The following is a 17,013-nucleotide window of genomic DNA, read 5'->3' as shown; positions in this document are numbered from 1 at the left end:
TTACAGCGCGCCCTTGGTAGAAGGAAGGATGCCCGCTGCTCGCGGGTCGTGCTCGGACGCGTAACGCAGCGCCCGCGCCAGGGCCTTGAACTGGCACTCCACGATGTGGTGGGCGTTGCGCCCGTACGGTACGTGGACGTGCAGTGCGATCTGTGCCTGGGCGACGAAGGACTCCAGGATGTGCCGGGTCATCGTCGTGTCGTACGCGCCGATCATCGGAGCCATGTTCTCCGGCTCGGTGTGCACCAGGTACGGGCGGCCCGAGAGGTCCACGGTGACCTGGGCGAGCGACTCGTCCAGCGGCACCGTGCAGTTGCCGAAGCGGTAGATCCCGACCTTGTCGCCGAGCGCCTGCTTGAAGGCGGCGCCGATCGCGAGGGCGGTGTCCTCGATGGTGTGGTGGGAATCGATGTGCAGGTCGCCGTCGGTCTTGACCGTGAGGTCGAAGAGGCCGTGGCGGCCGAGCTGGTCGAGCATGTGGTCGTAGAAGCCGACGCCTGTCGACACATCGACCTTGCCGGTGCCGTCGAGATTGATCTCGACGACGACCGAGGTCTCCTTGGTGGTGCGTTCCACCCGTCCGATGCGGCCCACGCGGGTCATGCGGTGATCTCCTTGTGCAGTGCGCGTGCCGCTTCGAGGAACGCGTCGTTCTCGGCCGGGGTGCCCACGGAGACCCGCAGCCACCCGGGAACCCCGTTGTCCCTGATGAGGACCCCGTGGTCGAGGATGGTCCGCCAGGCGGCACGGGCGTCGTCGAACCGGCCGAACTGGATGAAGTTCGCGTCGGACGCGGTGACTTCGTATCCGGCCGCGCGCAGCTCGACGACGATCCGGTCGCGCTCCGCCTTCAGCTGCTCGACGTACTGGAGCAGCGTATCGGTGTGCTCCAGGGCGGCGAGCGCGGTGGCCTGGGTGACGGACGAGAGGTGGTACGGCAGCCGCACCAGCTGGACGGCGTCGACGACCGCGGGGTCCGCGGCGAGGTAGCCGAGCCGCAGCCCGGCGGCGCCGAACGCCTTGGACATGGTGCGGGAGAGCACCAGGTTCGGGCGGCCCTCGATCAGCGGGAGCAGCGAGGGAGCGTGGCTGAATTCGCCGTACGCCTCGTCCACCACGACCATCGAGGGGCCCGCCGCCTGCGCGGCCTCGTACAGCGCGAGGACCGTACCGGCGTCGACCGCGGTGCCGGTGGGGTTGTTCGGCGAGGTGATGAAGACGACGTCCGGCCGGTTCTCGGCGATGGAGCGGGTCGCCGCCGCGACGTCGATGGTGAAGTCCTCGTGGCGCGGGCCGGAGATCCAGCCGGTGCCGGTGCCGCGCGCGATGAGCGCGTGCATCGAGTACGAGGGCTCGAAGCCGATCGCCGTGCGCCCCGGTCCGCCGAAGGTCTGGAGCAGCTGCTGGATGACCTCGTTGGAGCCGTTCGCCGCCCAGACGTGGGCGGCGGTGACCTCGTGTCCGGCGGTGCGGCTGAGGTACTTGGCCAGCTCGGTGCGCAGCTCGACCGCTTCCCGGTCCGGGTAGCGGTTGAGGGTGCGGGCCGCCTCCCGGACGCGTTCGGCGATCCGGTCGACCAGCGCCTCGGGCAGCGGGTACGGGTTCTCGTTGGTGTTCAGCCGTACCGGGACGTCCAACTGGGGCGCCCCGTAAGGCGACTGGCCGCGCAGTTCGTCGCGTACGGGCAGGTCGTCGATGCGGGTCATGCGGTCGGCACCTGCCATCCGAACCGGGCCTTGAGCGCCGCGCCGTGCGCGGGCAGGTCCTCGGCCTCGGCGAGCGTCACCACGTGGTGGGTGACCTCGGCGAGTGCGTCGCGGGTGTAGTCGACGATGTGGATGCCGCGCAGGAACGACTGGACGGAGAGGCCCGAGGAGTGGCAGGCGCAGCCGCCGGTGGGCAGCACGTGGTTGGACCCGGCGCAGTAGTCGCCGAGCGAGACCGGGGCCCACGGGCCGACGAAGACCGCTCCGGCGTTGCGGACCCGGGCGGCCACCGCGGCGGCGTCGGCGGTCTGGATCTCCAGGTGTTCGGCGCCGTACGCGTCGACGACCCGCAGGCCGTCGTCGACCGAGTCGACCAGGACGATCGCGGACTGCCTGCCCTCCAGGGCGGGGACGATCCGGTCCTCGATGTGCTTGGACGCGGCGACCTGCGGGGCGAGCTCCTTCTCGACCGCGTCGGCGAGCTCCGCCGAGTCGGTGACCAGGACGGCGGCGGCCAGCGGGTCGTGCTCGGCCTGGCTGATCAGGTCGGCGGCGACGTGCACGGGGTCGGCGGTGGAGTCGGCGAGGACCGCGATCTCGGTCGGGCCCGCTTCGGCGTCGATCCCGATCCGGCCGGTGAAGTACCGCTTGGCGGCGGCGACCCAGATGTTCCCGGGGCCGGTGACCATGTTGACCGGGGGGCAGGACTCGGTGCCGTACGCGAACATCGCGACGGCCGTGGCGCCGCCCGCCGCGTACACCTCGTCGATGCCGAGCAGCGCGCAGGCCGCCAGGATCGTGGGGTGCGGCAGCCCGCCGAACTCGGCCTGGGCCGGGGACGCGAGCGCGATGGACTCGACGCCCGCCTCCTGCGCGGGGACCACGTTCATGATCACGGAGGAGGGGTAGACGGAGCGTCCGCCCGGCGCGTACAGCCCGACACGCTCGACCGGTACCCACTTCTCGGTCACTTTGCCACCGGGAACGACCTGGGTGGTGTGCTCGCTGCGGCGCTGCGCGGCGTGCACCAGCCTGGCGCGCCGGACCGACTCCTCCAGCGCCGCCCGTACCTCCGGGTCGAGCTGTTCCAGGGCGGTCCGCAGCGCTTCGGCGGGCACCCGTACCTGTGCCAGACGCACTCCGTCGAACCGCTCCGCGTACTCGACCAGCGCCGCGTCACCGCGATGGTGCACGTCCTCGCAGATCGGCCGCACCTTTTCCAGGGCGGCGCTCACGTCGAAGTCGGCACGGGGCAGCAGGTCACGCAGGGCGCCACCCTCGGGGAGGGCACCGTCGCGCAGATCGATTCGGGAGATCATGCAACCAATTCTCTCAGACCGCCCGGGGCGTCCGGTCGCCTGTATCAGTGGCTGATACACACCCAGCCCCCCGAAGGTGACCATTAGCGTTCACTCCATCACTCGTGGGCGGGAGGGGGCGGCAGTGACCGAAGCGCAGTACGACAACGACGCGCCCGACTGGCTGACCGGCGCCGAGCTGGGCATGTGGCAGGCGTTCCGGAACGGGTCCACCTACGATCTGCGCACCCGCAACCCGGTCATGGACAACCCGTTCTCGGAGCGCACCTGGGGCCCGGAACGCACCGTCCGCGCGCGTGTCGTGGCCCTGCTGCTGCTCAGCGGGCCGCAGGCGCTGGCGGGCCGGGTCGCCGCGCTCAAGCTCAGCGGTGTCCAGATCACCGGCGCGCTGGATCTGGCGGGCGGCACGGTCAAGCCGTACGTGGAGCTGACCAACTGCCGCTTCGAGGACGAGGTGCTGCTGCCCGAGTGCCGGGTCACCACGGTCCGTATGGTCGGCTGCGCCGTTCCCCGGCTGGAGGCGGCCCGGCTGCACACCGAGGGTGATCTGCATCTGCCGCGCTGCCGGGTGGCCCACGGCATCCGGCTGACCGACGCGCAGATCGGCACGGACCTGCTGATCAACATGATCGTGGTGCACCCGGACCGCAAGGGCCGCTCGATCGCGGCCGACGGGCTGTACGTCGCGCAGGACCTGCAGGCCGAGATGATCGAGTCGTACGGCGAGGTGAGTCTGCGGGCGGCCCGGATCGGCGTCTCGCTGAGCCTGAACGGCAGCAGGCTGTTCAATCCGGACGGGCGGCGGGCGCTGAACGCTCCCCAGCTGTCGGTGGAGCGCACGCTCTATCTGACGGCGGCCGGGGTGGCACCGGACGGCGCGGGCACCAGCACCACTCCCCCGTACGGCATCGGGCCGACCCCGGAGTTCGGCACCCGGCTCCAGCCCTTCGAGTGCGTCGGCGGGGTACGGCTCGACGACGGGCGGTTCGGCGACGCCGTGGATCTACGGAGCGCGAAGTTCCGGATGCGCAGCGACCAGGAGCTCTCGCTGCGCCGGATCCAGACGCCCGAGCTGCGTTTCCTCGGGGACCGCCCGGAGCGGGGGCGGGTGGTGCTCTCGGGTGCCAAGGTCGTCAACCTGGTCGACATGTCGGCGAGTTGGCCGGGCCCCGGCGGGCTGGCGATGGGCGGCTTCACCTACGAGAACCTCATCCCGGTCGGCCACTTCCCGCTGGCCAGCCGCCTGGAGTGGGTGTCGGCCGCGACCCCGGAGTACGCGCCGGAGCCGTACGAACGGCTGGCGTCGGTGCTCCGCAACAGCGGCGAGGACGCGGACGCCCGCGAGGTGCTGCTGGCCAAACAGCGCAGGCGGCGCGAGACGCTGCCGCTCGCCGCCAAGATATGGGGCTACCTCCAGGACTGGACGGTGGCGTACGGCTACCGCCCCGGGCGGGCCGCGCTGTGGATGGCGGTGCTGTGGGCGGCGGGCACCCTGGCGTTCTCGCACTACGACCCCGCGCCGATGAACGCGGACGGGCACCCGCAGTGGAACGCCGCGCTGTACGCGCTGGATCTGCTGATCCCGGTGATCAATCTCGGCCAGGACGGCTACTGGAAACTGTGCGGCGGCTGGCAGTGGGCCGCCGCCGCGCTGATCGTGCTGGGCTGGATCCTGGCCACGACGGTCGCGACCGGCGCGACCCGGCTGCTGCGCAGGGGATAGCAGGGGGATCCCGCAGAGGATCGCGCGCGGGAGGGATCCCGCAGAGGGATCGCGCAGGGCGGAACAGGGGCAGGACAGGGGCGGTGCGGCACCGGCCCGATCCGGCGGGGCTTTGCCTTGCCTTGACCTCCGCCCGTACAACCACCACGCCGATACCAAAGCTTCACAGCTTGCCCCTGGCTCCCTCCTCACCTGCGGATTTCAATGGTCCGCACCATGTCCTATCTGCCTCATCTGCCTCGGCTGCCGTATCTGACGTCCCTTCGCTCCCTGACCGGTTCCGCGTCGCGCAGACTGCGGCACGGGCGGGCGGAGCCTGCCGTCGGGGCGCGTGACGACAACGAGGTGCTGCTCGACGACCCCGGCGCGCGGCTGGCGCCCGCGCTCGTGGCCGCCGCGGTGGGTGACCACCGGCCGGCCGCCGAGCTGCTGGCCGCCACGCGGGACGCCGCCGAGTGGGAGGACCGGGACCGCTTCACCGCCCGGCTGGCGGTGTTCACGCACAGCCGGCCCGAGTGGCTGGCGGACTGGCTGCGCACCGCGCCGTACGACCCGGACGCGCTGCTCGTCAAGGCCGAGCTGGCCGTGCTCAAGGCCTGGGACTCGCCCGCGCGCGCCGAGCGGCTGCGGGAGGTGGGTCCGCTCATCGACTCGGCCGCGGCGGGCGATCCGCGCGACCCGGTGCCCTGGCGCATCGCCCTGGACCACGCGCGCGGGGTGCATGCGACGCACTCGGCGTTCGAGTCCCTCTGGGAACAGGCGCTGCGCCGCTCGTCCCGGCACTACGGCTGCCATGTCGCCGCGCTCCAGTACCTCTCGGCGCAGTGGTACGGATCGCACCGGGAATGCTTCGACTTCGCCGAACAGGCCGCGGACGACGCCCCGCCCGGGTCGCTGGTAGAGGCGCTGCCGGTACGGGCGGCCTTCGCCTATCTCCTCGGCGGCGGGCACCTCGCGGTCGCCCGGGAGCGGATCGAGGCGGCGGCCGACCGGGCCGTCGCGCTGTCCGCCGGACACGAGGCGGGCGACATCCGGTACGCCGAGGTACGCAATCTCCTGGTGTACGTGCTGATCAGCCAGGAGCGGTGGGCCGACGCGGCGGAGCAGTTCCGGCTGATCGGCCCCGAGGTGACCTCGTTCCCGTGGGCGCAGCTCAGCGACGATCCGCTGGGCCGCTTCCTCGAACTGCGCGCCAGGGCACGCCTGCTGGCCGCCCCGGGGGGTCCGCAGCGCGGGCGGCCGGGGCGCGCCCGCCCTCGCGGCCATTACGCTTGACCGCTGTGACCACCGCGCGCCTCCCCCTGTTCCCGCTGAACACGGTGCTGTTCCCGGGCCTCGTACTGCCTCTGAACATCTTCGAGGAGCGTTATCGCGCCATGATGCGCGACCTGCTCAAGGTGGACGACGAGGCGGAGCCACGCCGTTTCGCGGTGGTCGCCATCCGGGACGGGCGGGAGGTCGCGCCGACGCTGCCCGGTCTGCCGGGTGGGGCCGCGGTCCCCGAGCCCGGACCGGCGGCCGGATTCGGCGACGACCCGATCCAGGCGCTGCACCGCATCGGCTGCATCGCGGACGCGGCGACGATCCGTGAGCGCGACAACGGCAGTTTCGAGGTGCTGGCCACCGGCACGGCCCGGGTCCGGCTGCACTCGGTGGACGCCAGTGGCCCGTATCTGACGGCTGAGGTCGAGGAGCTCCCGGAGGAGTCCGGCGACGACGCGGGCGCGCTCGCGGACGGCGTGCTGCAGGCCTTCCGCGCGTACCAGAAGCGGCTGGCGGGGGCCCGTGAGCGCACCCTCACCACCGGCGCCGAACTGCCGGACGAGCCTTCGGTGGTCTCGTACCTGGTGGCGGCGGCGACCGTGCTCGACGTACCCGCCAAGCAGCGGCTGCTGGAGGCACCGGACATCGCGACGCGGCTGCGCGAGGAGCTGAAACTGCTGCGGGCCGAGACCGCGATGATCCGGCACCTGCCTTCGCTGCCCGCCACGGATCTGACCCGGTCGCCCACGAACCTCAACTGACGCACCGATCGCCTCCGGACGACCGCATCGCGCATCACCGCGTCACCCCAACACGCGTCACCGCAACACGCGTCACCGCAACACGCGTCACCGCAACACGCGTCACCGCATCACCGCATCACCGCATCACCGCATCACCGCATCACCGATCCGAGGAGCAGCCCCCGTGGCGAAGAAGGCGAAGAAGCAGTCGGGCGGCACCCCCGCCACGGTCGCGCTGACCGCGGCGGGCACGGCGTACACCCTGCACACGTACGAGCACGACCCGGCCGCGCCGTCCTACGGCGAGGAGGCGGCCGAAGCGCTGGGGGTCACTCCGGACCGGGTCTTCAAGACGCTGGTGGCCGATGTGGACGGCGAGCTGACCGTGGCCGTCGTGCCGGTGGCCGGTTCCCTGGACCTGAAGGCACTGGCCTCGGCGGTGGGGGGCAAGCGTGCGGCGATGGCGGATCCGGTGGCCGCGGAACGCACCACGGGGTATGTCCGGGGCGGCATCTCCCCGCTGGGCCAGCGCAAGCAGCTGCGGACGGTGCTGGACGCCTCCGCTTCCGCGCACACCACGATCTGTGTCTCGGCGGGGCGCAGGGGCCTGGAGGTCGAGCTGGCGCCGGGTGATCTGGCGGGGCTGACGGCAGCGGTGGTCGCGCCGATCGGGCGCGCGTAGGCGGTCGCCGGACGCGGACGGGCCGGGGCGGGTGCGGACCGGGGCGGGCGCCGCGCGGTGCGGGGCGCCCGCCGGGCCGACGCGTACTACGCCCCTGCGGGCCCGTCCCCCGCGCCCGGTGGCACCGGCGCGGGCGGCGGCGTTGCGTCCGGCGCGGGCGGCGGCGTCCCGTCCGGTCCTCCGTACGGGTGCGTCCACACCGGCTCGGGGTCCCGCGGCCCGAACACCGCGGTGACGCCCAGATGCACAACCATCGCCGCCACCGGCCAGGCCAGCAGCGCCCCCTTGGCCGCCAGTTTCAGCGGTGCGTCGAACGTGACGCCCTTGCCCGCCGCCCTGGCCGCCGCGACCACGTCGTGCGTCGGTCCGAGCCAGGTGCCGATGCCCCAGGCGACCAGCGAGCCGAGCAGTCCGCCCAGCGCGAGGCCGAGCACCAGCAGTACTCCGCCGCGCTTGCGGCAGAGGAAGACGACGGCCGCGCTCACCACCCCGAACGCCAGGCCGAGCAGGGCGAACGTGCCGTCCGCGCCGATCGCCTGCTCGCCCTCGGAGTCCTTGAGGTAGACGTTCTTGCCGTCGGAGATCAGCGGGACGCGCGGCGCGAGCCACAGCCACAGGACGCCGAGCAGGATGCCCGCGACCGTCACCAGGAGGGCGACGAGAGCCGCCTGTCCCAGCTCCGCCCAGGTCCCGGGCCCTTCGTCCTCGGCCGGACCCGGCCAGGGGGTGGCTCCCGTAGGACCCCGGTGCCACGGGTCGTCGTTCGGCGGCGGCTGCGGAGGTGTCAGTGGCGCGGTCACTCTGCCATCGTGCCAGGCAGCCCTGTGTGCCGCCTCACCGGACCGCCGCCCGCCGGTACGCCCAGGTCGCGACGGCCAGCGACACGACGCCGACGGCCGCGCAGACCGCGAGGTCGATCCCGGTCGCGGACCAGTCGGGGTGGTCGCCGAACGTACGGGCCAGCGCCTCCACACCGTAGGTCGAGGGCAGCAGATCACGTGCGTACGCGATCGGCTCGGGCAGCCGCCCGGCCGGCAGTACGCCCAGCAGCAGTGCGGCCGACATGCCCAACTGGCCGAGCAGCGTAGCCAGTTCCTGGCGCGGCGCGAGCAGCCCCAGCGCCGCGCCGAGACCGGCGAGCGCCGCCCCCGACAGGGGGATCACCGCGGCGAGCACCCAGAGGTGCGCCAGCGGCAGCTGGAAGAGCACGGACCCCACGACGGCGGTGACCACCGTCCCCGGCACGGTGAAGGAGGCGTACGCCCCGGCCGTACCCAGCACCACGGACGCGGGCGGCACCGGGAGCGTGGCGTAGTGGTCGAGTCCGCCGCTCGCCCTCAACTGCCCGAAGTACTGCGCGAGCAGATTGAGCGCGACGAAGGCCACGACCAGGACGGACGAGCCCGCCACCACGGCCCGCGCCTCGTCTCCCCCGTCGACCACCCCGCGCATCAGGACCATGATCCCGACGGACTGGAAGGTCGCGACGAACAGCAGCGGGATACGGGCCACCCGGGCGCGGGACAGCTGCGCCCGGTAGACGGCGGCGAGCGCGGGCAGCAGCCGCGCCCGTGGCGCGAGCGGCGCCGGGGAGCCCTCCGGCTCGCTGCGCGCCGGGGTCACCGGCTGCGCGGAGACTACGGTGGTCACGCTTTGACCAGCCCTTTCGTACGGCCGCCGAGCGCCATGTAGACGTCTTCCAGGCTCGGCGTGGACAGCGTGAAGTCGTCGAGTGCGGTGAAGGCGGGCCCGCCGGTCACGGCCGCGACGGCGGCGCGCGCCTCGTCGGGGGGCAGCCGCAGCACCCAGCGGCGCCCCGACTCCTGGGCGGCCTCGCGCAGTGCGGCGACCTCGGGGATGTCGAGCGGCGCCCGTTCCCGCCAGACCAGTTCGACCCGGATCTCGCCCGCGATCTCGGCCTTCAGTCCGGCGGGGGTGTCGCAGGCGATCACCCGTCCGCGTTCGATCACGGCGACCCGGTCCAGCACGGTCTCGGCCTCGATGACGTTGTGGGTGACGAGCAGGACGGTCGCCCCGTGCTCGGCCCGCCGCCGGTCGACCGCGGCCCACACCGCGCGCCGGGCGACCGGGTCCATACCGGTGGTCGGCTCGTCCAGGACGAGCAGCCGGCGGTCCCCGACGAGCGTCGCGGCGAAGCAGGCGAGCCGCCGCTGTCCGCCGGAGAGCTTCTTCAGGGGCCGTCCGGCGATGTCGGTGATGCCGAGCTCCTCCAGGACCGCGTCCCGTTCCCTGCGCGCGTCCCGGGTGGCGAGTCCGCGCAGCCGTCCGGTGGTCTCGGCGGCGAGGGCGACGGTCAGCTCGTCGAGCGCCGTCGACTCCTGCCCGAGGTACCCGAGGAGCCGCGCGGCCCGCTCGGGGTGCCGTACGAGATCGTGGCCGAGGACGTCGACGCTGCCCGAGTCGGGGCGCATCAGGCCGGTGAGCTGGCGTACGAGGGTGGACTTGCCCGCGCCGTTGGGCCCGAGGAGTCCGAAGATCTCGCCGCGCCGCACCGTGAGGGAGATCCCGTCGGTGGCGCGTACCTCGGGCGTGGCGGGGGTCCCGCGCCTGCCGCGCGCGGCCGGGTACGTCTTCACCAGATCGCGCACCACGCACACATTGCCCGTACTCACGAGGGACGAGCCTACGGGGTTCCGCGGCCCCGAACGCCCCCGGGGCCGGTTCGGCGCCCCGGACAGGGCCTACTCCCCGGCCGGTGCGTGCTCCGCCGCGGCCCGCACGTCGATCTCACGCCAGAATCCGGCCCTGATCGCATAACGGTCGTGCTCGTCGATCTGGTCGTCCTTGTGGGCGAGCAGGCCGAACCGGGCCGCGTACCGCAGCAGCTCGCCGTCGATCCGGTGCGGGATGCGCGGGTACATCGTCGAGAGTTTCTGCACGTGGCCCGGGTCGGGCAGGCGCTCCATCCACCGCCTGGCGAAGACCTGTCCGACCTCGAAGGGGTCGCCGCCGACCGTGGTGATGTCCTCCTCGCGGTCCGCCCACCGCTGCTCGGCGCTGGTGAGCTGGGCGAGTGTCAGCAGGGACGCGGTCTCCGGGGGCTCGCCGATCTGGCTGCCGGGACGCTCCACCCAACCCCGTTCGGAGGACCAGCGCAGGGTCGCGTTGGCCGGCTGCGGGGCGGGGGGCTGCGGGCCGGGGCCGCGCAGGCCCGCCAGGTCCTTGGGGGTGGGTACGCCGCCCTTGGCCGCGGCGTGTTCGTGCTCCGCCTCGGTCGGTGCCTGGGGGGCCGGTCCTGTCGTCGAGGCGTTGTGCACGGCAGCGGCCTGGGCCGCGCGCTCGGCCGACGCGGCGAGCGCGGACTCGGGCAGCGGGGCGGAGAGGATCGCGGCGATCTCCGGGCGGGGCACGGGAGGGGGCGCGCAGACCCCGCCGAGATCCCTGGCCCGGACCGCCTTGGTGATCCAGGCCCGGTCGAGGACCCGGCGTTCGTCGGCCTCGGCCACCAGGTCCTCGGACTGGTTGTAGTCCCCGTCGGCGGCCTGCACGGCCCACAGGTGCACGGCGACGCCGTGTTCCTTGGCGGACATCAGCCCCGGCAGCAGATCACCGTCGCCGGTGACGAGCACGATGTCCGAACAGGCGCGGTTTCTGGCCAGTTCGGTCAGCTCGGCGTGCATCGCGGCGTCGACGCCCTTCTGTGCCCAGCGCCCGTCGCTCCTGGTCAGTGCCCCCAGCCGGACGGTCACCCGTGGCATGACCCGCAGCCTGCGGTGCTCGGGCTGCGGTACGCGGTCGGGGGCGCCGTCGAACCAGTAGATCCGGAGCAGCGGCTGCTCCGTGTCGCCCTCGGCCCGCTCGCGCAGCCCCTGGATGAGGGCGGCGTGGTCGACGGTGATCCGGGAGCGGGCGGGCTCCCCCGCGAGGAGACTCGCGGCGGCGCCCAGCAGGTATCCGGCGTCCACCAGGACTACGCAGCGGTCCACGCGATCCACCCTCTTTCGGGTACCTCGGGAGAAGGGGAAGTGTTTCGGGTTTCCTTCGAGTCTGCCCGACCGCGCGAGGGTTAACGGCCGGAACTCGATCATCGGCGTGGCGCCACCCGAAGTTGGTCCGAAGTGGCCTTGCACAAGCCCTCATTACGCACGGTAATGATCCAAAATGCGGCGGTCCGGGCGGTATGTGAATCTGATCGCGACCCTGGCCCCTGGGGTCCGCCCGGCACCGATCCGCCGGGCCGGCCCTGATCCCCGTCAAGGAGGCATCACCATGGCCAAGCACAAGAACCGCAACAAGCAGGGCAGTCAGCATGATCGCTCGTCCGCCGCGGAACGCGGCAGCCAGGACGCGCAGTCCAGCTCCTTCGAGTCCGAGAACCAGTCCTCGCAGTCGACGCCGCAGGGCAGCCCGGCTGATGTTGCGCGTAAGCACCAGAGGCGATTCGGCCACAACTGATCTTCGCCGTAATGATGTCGAGGGGCGCGCCGTGCACGGCGCGCCCCTCGGTCATGTGAAGCGGTCGGTCAGGTGAAGCGGTCGGTCATCCGGCCAGGCATGCCGGGCCGAGCAGCACCTTCAGATCTCCGAACAGGGCCGGATCGGGCTGGACCCGGTGCCGGTCGAGCCGGAGGACCGTGGTCTTCCGGGAGCCCTGGAGCTTGATCCGGACCTCGGAGTTGCCGCGGTGGTGGGAGAGGATCTCGCCGAGCCTGCTGACCATGGGCGGGGTGACCTTCACCGTGGGAATGGTGATCGTCACCGGGGCGTTGGTGCCCGCCGACGACAGGTCGGGGACCTGGAGTTCCATGGCGACGAGGCGCGGGATGTCCTCGCGCTTGTCGAGGCGGCCCTTCACGAACACCACGGTGTCCTCGACCAACTGGGTCGACACCAGTTGGTAGGTCGCCGGGAAGAACATGCACTCGATGGAGCCCGCCAGGTCCTCGACGGTCGCGATGGCCCAGGCGTTGCCCTGCTTGGTCATCTTGCGCTGGAGGCCGGAGATGATGCCGCCGATGGTGACCACGGCGCCGTCGGAGTGCTCACCGCCGGTCAGTTGCGCGATGGCCGCGTCGCTCTTGTCCGACAGGACGTGTTCCAGGCCGAAGAGCGGGTGGTCGGAGACGTAGAGCCCGAGCATCTCCCGTTCCTGGGCGAGGAGGTACGACTTCTCCCATTCGATGTCGGAGAACTCGACGTCGAGCCCGAAGCCCGGCTCGCTGCTGTCCTCCTCGCCGCCGCCGAAGAGGTCGAACTGCCCCTCGGCCTCCTTGCGTTTGACCGCGACCACGTTGTCGATCATCGGCTCGAAGTGCGCGGTGAGGCCCTTGCGGGTGTGGCCCATCTCGTCGAAGGCGCCCGCCTTGATGAGGGATTCCGTGGTGCGCTTGTTGCAGGCGACCGCCTCGACCTTGTCGAGGTAGTCGGGGAAGGAGCTGTACTTCCCCTTGGCCTTGCGCGAGCGGATGATCGACTCCACCACGTTCGTACCGACGTTGCGGACCGCGGTGAGGCCGAAGAGGATCACGTCGTCGCCCTGGGCGGCGAAGTTCGCCTCGGACTCGTTCACGTTGGGCGGCAGCACCTTGATGCCCATGCGGCGGCACTCGTTGAGGTAGATCGCCGACTTGTCCTTGTCGTCGCGCACCGAGGTGAGCAGCGCCGCCATGTACTCGGCCGGGTAGTTGGCCTTGAGGTAGGCGGTCCAGTAGGTGACCAGGCCGTACGCGGAGGAGTGCGCCTTGTTGAACGCGTATCCGGCGAACGGCACCAGCACGTCCCAGAGCGCCTTGATCGCCGCGTCCGAGAAGCCCTTGTTCTTGGCCCCGGTCTCGAAGAGCACGAAGTTCTTCGCCAGTTCGTCGGCCTTCTTCTTGCCCATCACGCGGCGCAGGATGTCGGCCTCGCCGAGCGAGTAACCGGCGACGATCTGGGCGGCCTTCTGCACCTGCTCCTGGTACACGATCAGGCCGTAGGTGAGACCGAGGACCTCCTGGAGGGGCTCCTCCAGCTCCGGGTGGATCGGGGTGATGTCCTGGCGCTTGTTCTTGCGCTCCGCGTAGTTGGTGTGCGAGTTCATGCCCATCGGGCCCGGCCGGTAGAGGGCCGAGACGGCGGAAATGTCCTCGAAGTTGTCGGGCTGCATCTGGCGCAGCAGGGAGCGCATCGGGCCGCCGTCGAACTGGAACACCCCGAGCGTGTCACCGCGGCAGAGCAGTTCGAAGGTCTTCGGGTCGTCCAGCGGGAGGGCCAGCATCTCCAGGTCGACGCCCTTGTTGGCCTTCACCATCTTGACGGCGTCGTCCATGATCGTCAGGTTGCGCAGGCCCAGGAAGTCCATCTTCAGCAGGCCGAGCGACTCGCACTGGGGGTAGTCCCACTGCGTGATGGTGACGTTGTCCGTGTGCCTGACCCAGACCGGGGCGTGGTCGACGATGGGTTCGCTGGACATGATCACGCCGGCCGCGTGCACACCCATCTGCCGGACCAGGCCCTCGACGCCCTTGGCGGTGTCGATGACCTTCTTCACGTCCGGTTCGTTCTCGTACATCCCCCGGATCTCGCCCGCCTCGTTGTACCGGGGGTGCTTCGGGTCGGTGATACCGCTGAGGTCGATCCCCTTGCCGAGGACGTCGGCGGGCATCGCCTTGGTGAGGCGGTCGCCCATCGCGTACGGGTAGCCCAGCACCCGCGCGGAGTCCTTGATCGCGTTCTTGGCCTTGATCTTTCCGTAGGTGCCGATCATGGCCACCTTGTCCGCGCCGTACTTCTCGGTCACGTACCGGATCACCTCGACGCGCCTGCGTTCGTCGAAGTCGATGTCGACGTCGGGCATGGAGACGCGCTCGGGGTTGAGGAACCGCTCGAAGATCAGCCCGTGCGTGATCGGGTCGAGGTCGGTGATGCCCATGGCGTACGCGACGATCGAACCGGCGGCCGAACCACGGCCGGGGCCGACCGCGATGCCGTTGTTCTTGGCCCACATGATGAAGTCGGCGACGACGAGGAAGTACCCCGGGAACCCCATCTGGATGATGATGTCCATCTCGTACTCCGCCTGCTTCTGGCGGTCGTCGGGGACACCTCCCGGGTAGCGGCGGCCCATGCCGACCCGGACCTCTTCCTGGAACCAGGTGATCTCGGTGAAGCCGTCCGGGATGTCGAACTTCGGCATCAGGTCGCGCTTCTCGAACATCCCCGTGGTGTCGACCTGCTCCGCGACCAGCAGGGTGTTGGCGCAGCCCTGCTGCCAGGCGTCCGACGAGTCGATGGCGTACATCTCGTCGGTCGTCTTGAGGTAGTAGCCGGTGCCGTCGAAGCGGAAGCGGTCCGGGTCCGAGAGGTTCTTGCCGGTCTGGATGCAGAGCAGGGCGTCGTGCGCGGTCGCCTCGTGGGCGTACGTGTAGTGCGAGTCGTTCGTCACCAGCGGCGGGATGCCGAGCTTCTTGCCGATCTCCAGCAGGCCTTCGCGGACCCGGCGCTCGATCTCGATGCCGTGGTCCATCAGCTCCAGGAAGTACCGGCCCTCACCGAAGATGTCCTTGTAGTCCGACGCCGCCTGCAGCGCCTCGTCGGTCTGGCCGAGCCGCAGCCTGGTCTGCACCTCGCCCGACGGGCAGCCGGTGGAGGCGATCAGGCCCTCGGACCACTGGGAGATCGTCTCCTTGTCCATACGCGGCCACTTCTGCAGCCAGCCCTCCGCGTACGCGTCCGAGGACAGCTTGAAGAGGTTGTGCAGACCCGTGCTGTTCGCCGCCCAGATCGTCTTATGCGTATATCCACCCGAACCGGACACGTCGTCGCGCTTCTGGTGCGGCTGGCCCCACTTGACCTTGCGCTTGTTCCGCCGGGACTCCGGTGCGACGTACGCCTCGATGCCGATGATCGGCGTCACACCCGCCTTCTTCGCCGAGTGGAAGAAGTCGTAGGCCCCGTGGAGGTTGCCGTGGTCGGACATCGCGATGTGCGACATCCCCATCTCGTTGCAGGCGTCGAACATGTCCTTGAGCCGCGCGGCACCGTCCAGCATGGAGTACTGCGTGTGGACGTGAAGGTGCGTGAAAGGCGGCTTGGTCACGGTGGATGCCTCCGGCGAGCTGAGTGAGGGAACAGCGTGGAAGTCTACGTCGACCCACTGACAACGGTGGGGCACTCCCGCACCACGCCGTGCGTTGAGCCCGGTGGAACAGCTGTCCCAAATGTCATGTACCTGGAGGCACTCGCGATGTCGGTCCCGCAGTCCAGCTCCGAGGAGCGCGGCGAGCAGATACTCGCCGTTTTCGGCACCGCCTTCGGTGAGCTGCTGGCCGCCGATCCGGCCGCTTTCCGGGTCAAGTTCCGGAAGATGGCGGCCTCGGCGTTCGCGTTCTACCGCGGCTCGGCCTGCCTCTTCTACCAGGACCTGCGCGGGAGCGCCGAGGGCGGACCGTACCTGGACGAGCGTACGGGCCGGGTCTGGGTGCACGGTGATCTGCACGCCGAGAACTTCGGCACCTACATGGACGCCAACGGCCGGCTGGTCTTCAACGTGAACGACTTCGACGAGGCCTATGTCGGTCCCTTCACCTGGGACCTCCAGCGCTTCGCCGCCTCCCTGGCGCTGCTCGGCCACGCCAAGGCGCTCAGCGACGCCCAGATCACCGAGTTGGTGGAGATCTACGCGGCGGCCTACCGCGAGCGCATCCACGTCCTGGCGTCGGGCGCCCCGGACGACGACGTACCGCCGTTCATGCTGGACACCGCCGGGGGGCCGCTGCTCGGCGCCCTGCGTTCGGCCCGTGCGCGCACCCGGTTCGCGCTGCTGGACTCGATGACCGAGATACGGGAGCACGAGCGCCGGTTCACCGCCGACGGCGGCGCGATCGAACTGGACGCCGCCACCCGGTACAAGATCCTGGCCGCCTTCGACGGCTACCTGGAGACGCTGCCCGAGTCCAGCCTGGGCCGCCCCGACTCGTACCGCGTCAAGGACGTGGTGGGCCGCCGTGGCATCGGGATCGGCTCGGCCGGGCTGCCCTCGTACAACATCCTGCTGGAGGGCCACAGCGACGCCCTGGAGAACGACGTGATCATCTACATGAAGCAGGCGCAGACCCCGGCGGCCTCCCGGCACATCACCGACCCGGCGGTCCGTGGCTACTTCCGGCACGAGGGCCACCGCACGGTGATCTCGCAGCGCGCGCTCCAGGCCGCCGCCGACCCGTGGCTGGGCTGGACCGAGCTGGACGGGGCCGGGCAACTGGTGGCGGAGGTCTCGCCGTACGCGGTGGATCTGGACTGGTCGGACATCGACGACCCGGAGGAGATCGCGGCCGTGGTCGCCGACCTCGGGCGGGCCACCGCGACCATGCACGCCGCCGCGGACGACGAGAGCGGGCACTCGCTGGTGCCGTTCTCGACGGAGCGGGCCATCGACGCGGCGATCGCCGCCGACGAGGACGGGTTCGGCAGGCTGCTGGTGGACTTCGCGCACGCGTACGGCGAGCGGACCCGGGCCGACCACGCGATCTTCGTCGAGCTGTTCCGCAACGGCCGCGTCCCCGGCCTCCGGGCGGACGACCGGCCGGGGCGGGCGGCCCCGGTCTCGTGAACCCGGCCGACCGGAACGCGGCCCCGT

The 17,013-nt window shown here is 71.1% G+C and carries 14 protein-coding genes; 6 read left to right on the top strand and 8 right to left on the bottom strand.

Translation table 11 applies throughout. The features are described from left to right. From hisB to hisD, 3 genes are read right to left on the bottom strand one after another with little or no spacing between them, the layout of a single operon-like run. Entirely contained in the window at window positions 1-594 is a 594-nt protein-coding gene (gene hisB / locus NBY69_RS25035; protein ID WP_250303871.1) for an imidazoleglycerol-phosphate dehydratase HisB, read from the bottom strand. Between the two features lie 5 nt (window positions 595-599). Continuing rightward, window positions 600-1,706, bottom strand: coding sequence for a histidinol-phosphate transaminase (locus NBY69_RS25030; RefSeq protein WP_250303734.1), 1,107 nt, complete (start codon window positions 1,704-1,706; stop codon window positions 600-602). Next, window positions 1,703-3,025: a histidinol dehydrogenase gene (gene hisD, locus NBY69_RS25025; protein WP_250303733.1), complete on the bottom strand. Its 1,323-nt coding sequence runs from the start codon at window positions 3,023-3,025 to the stop codon at window positions 1,703-1,705. The genes NBY69_RS25030 and hisD overlap by 4 nt, the downstream gene beginning before the upstream one ends. A gap of 184 nt (window positions 3,026-3,209) precedes the next feature. On the opposite strand from hisD, the gene NBY69_RS25020 reads away from it, so the two are divergent. The 4 genes from NBY69_RS25020 to ybaK all read left to right on the top strand — a co-directional run bounded on the left by NBY69_RS25020 (window position 3,210) and on the right by ybaK (window position 7,436). Next, a complete protein-coding gene (locus tag NBY69_RS25020) occupies window positions 3,210-4,748 on the top strand; it encodes an oxidoreductase (RefSeq protein ID WP_374211337.1) in 1,539 nt (512 codons plus the stop codon). Window positions 4,749-4,964: 216 nt separating this feature from the next. Next, entirely contained in the window at window positions 4,965-6,023 is a 1,059-nt protein-coding gene (locus NBY69_RS25015; RefSeq protein WP_250303731.1) for a hypothetical protein, read from the top strand. 5 nt (window positions 6,024-6,028) lie between these two features. Continuing rightward, window positions 6,029-6,772, top strand: a complete 744-nt coding sequence (locus NBY69_RS25010; RefSeq protein WP_250303730.1) for an LON peptidase substrate-binding domain-containing protein — start codon at window positions 6,029-6,031, stop codon at window positions 6,770-6,772. A 166-nt stretch (window positions 6,773-6,938) separates the two neighbouring features. After that, a complete protein-coding gene (ybaK, locus tag NBY69_RS25005; protein WP_250303729.1) occupies window positions 6,939-7,436 on the top strand; it encodes a Cys-tRNA(Pro) deacylase in 498 nt (165 codons plus the stop codon). Between the two features lie 86 nt (window positions 7,437-7,522). Here the strand turns inward: ybaK and NBY69_RS25000 are convergent, their stop codons facing one another. From NBY69_RS25000 to NBY69_RS24985, 4 genes are all read right to left on the bottom strand, one after another. Beyond that, complete coding sequence (locus NBY69_RS25000; protein WP_250303728.1) at window positions 7,523-8,236, bottom strand: ABC transporter permease; 714 nt, start codon at window positions 8,234-8,236, stop codon at window positions 7,523-7,525. 34 nt (window positions 8,237-8,270) lie between these two features. Beyond that, window positions 8,271-9,086, bottom strand: coding sequence for an ABC transporter permease (locus tag NBY69_RS24995; protein WP_374211329.1), 816 nt, complete (start codon window positions 9,084-9,086; stop codon window positions 8,271-8,273). Beyond that, window positions 9,083-10,054: an ABC transporter ATP-binding protein gene (locus NBY69_RS24990; protein WP_250303869.1), complete on the bottom strand. Its 972-nt coding sequence runs from the start codon at window positions 10,052-10,054 to the stop codon at window positions 9,083-9,085. Before NBY69_RS24990 ends, NBY69_RS24995 begins: the two co-directional genes overlap by 4 nt. A gap of 84 nt (window positions 10,055-10,138) precedes the next feature. After that, entirely contained in the window at window positions 10,139-11,392 is a 1,254-nt protein-coding gene (locus NBY69_RS24985) for an NYN domain-containing protein (protein ID WP_250303727.1), read from the bottom strand. 274 nt (window positions 11,393-11,666) lie between these two features. Between NBY69_RS24985 and NBY69_RS24980 the strand changes: the two genes are divergently transcribed. After that, the gene (locus NBY69_RS24980) at window positions 11,667-11,852 is read left to right on the top strand and encodes a hypothetical protein (protein ID WP_250303726.1); all 186 of its coding nucleotides are present in this window, start codon (window positions 11,667-11,669) and stop codon (window positions 11,850-11,852) included. A gap of 85 nt (window positions 11,853-11,937) precedes the next feature. On the opposite strand, the gene dnaE is transcribed toward NBY69_RS24980, so the two are convergent. Further along, window positions 11,938-15,474, bottom strand: a complete 3,537-nt coding sequence (gene dnaE, locus NBY69_RS24975; RefSeq protein WP_250303725.1) for a DNA polymerase III subunit alpha — start codon at window positions 15,472-15,474, stop codon at window positions 11,938-11,940. A gap of 147 nt (window positions 15,475-15,621) precedes the next feature. Between dnaE and NBY69_RS24970 the strand changes: the two genes are divergently transcribed. Beyond that, window positions 15,622-16,986 (top strand): DUF2252 domain-containing protein, encoded by a 1,365-nt coding sequence (locus tag NBY69_RS24970; protein WP_250303868.1) that lies wholly within the window; start codon window positions 15,622-15,624, stop codon window positions 16,984-16,986. Window positions 16,987-17,013: the final 27 nt, after the last annotated feature.

Source organism: Streptomyces sp. A 4/2, assembly GCF_940670765.1.
Taxonomy (GTDB): domain Bacteria; phylum Actinomycetota; class Actinomycetes; order Streptomycetales; family Streptomycetaceae; genus Streptomyces.
The sequence above is the reverse complement of the archived record's forward strand: the minus strand, read 5'-3'. Positions and strand labels throughout refer to the sequence as shown.

Excerpts from the sequence above, each read along its gene's own strand:
- NBY69_RS24970 (WP_250303868.1), top strand. The coding sequence starts at position 15,622 with ATGTCGGTCCCGCAGTCCAGCTCCGAGGAGCGCGGCGAGCAGATACTC.
- NBY69_RS24980 (WP_250303726.1), top strand. The coding sequence starts at position 11,667 with ATGGCCAAGCACAAGAACCGCAACAAGCAGGGCAGTCAGCATGATCGC.
- NBY69_RS25030 (WP_250303734.1), bottom strand. The coding sequence starts at position 1,706 with ATGACCCGCATCGACGACCTGCCCGTACGCGACGAACTGCGCGGCCAG.
- hisD (WP_250303733.1), bottom strand. The coding sequence starts at position 3,025 with ATGATCTCCCGAATCGATCTGCGCGACGGTGCCCTCCCCGAGGGTGGC.
- NBY69_RS25020 (WP_374211337.1), top strand. The coding sequence starts at position 3,210 with ATGTGGCAGGCGTTCCGGAACGGGTCCACCTACGATCTGCGCACCCGC.
- NBY69_RS25015 (WP_250303731.1), top strand. The coding sequence starts at position 4,965 with ATGTCCTATCTGCCTCATCTGCCTCGGCTGCCGTATCTGACGTCCCTT.